Source organism: Zoogloea sp., from assembly GCF_023150065.1.
Taxonomy (GTDB): domain Bacteria; phylum Pseudomonadota; class Gammaproteobacteria; order Burkholderiales; family Rhodocyclaceae; genus Zoogloea.
Window position 1 is genome coordinate 1 of record NZ_JAKLLN010000199.1, and the last position, 560, is coordinate 560.

At 73.4% G+C, this 560-nt stretch carries 1 protein-coding gene; it reads left to right on the forward strand.

Annotated features, from left to right (window positions below):
- Window positions 1–560: carotenoid 1,2-hydratase (locus L6Q67_RS24255; protein WP_296576294.1), on the forward strand; the 560-nt coding region annotated here is incomplete at both ends.

Consider the following 560-nt stretch of genomic DNA (forward strand, 5'->3'; position numbering starts at 1 on the left):
AACTGGGGCGCCTGCGCCATGACGAGCGCTCGGCCCGGGTGGGCTTCGGCCGCGCCGGCTTCGAGACCGGCCGCACGGCGGTGTGGTGCGGCGACTGGCGCTTTGCGCTGGATGGCGGGCGCTACCGGGCGGAGGTGCGCGCGGCGGATTTCGCCTACGCGCTCGATCTGCTGCCCGACGGCCCGCCGCTCCTCAACGGCAAAGCCGGCTTCTCGGCCAAGGCGTTGGACCCGCGCCACGCCAGCTACTACTACAGCCGGCCCCAGCTGGCGGTGAGCGGCACGGTGACGCTGGATGGCCGCAGCCAGCCGGTGACGGGCAAGGCCTGGCTGGATCATGAGTGGTCCAGCGAGCTGATGCCGGAAGGCGCCCAGGGTTGGGACTGGCTGGGCGCCAATCTGGACGACGGCAGCGGGCTGATGGCCTTCCGGATGCGCGGGCAGGATGGCAGGCCGATGTGGTCCGCGGCCAGCTGGCGCATGGCGGACGGCACGGCGCGCATCCTCACGCCCGCCGATGTGGCCTTCACGCCCCTGCGCGACTGGCGCTCGCCCCGCACC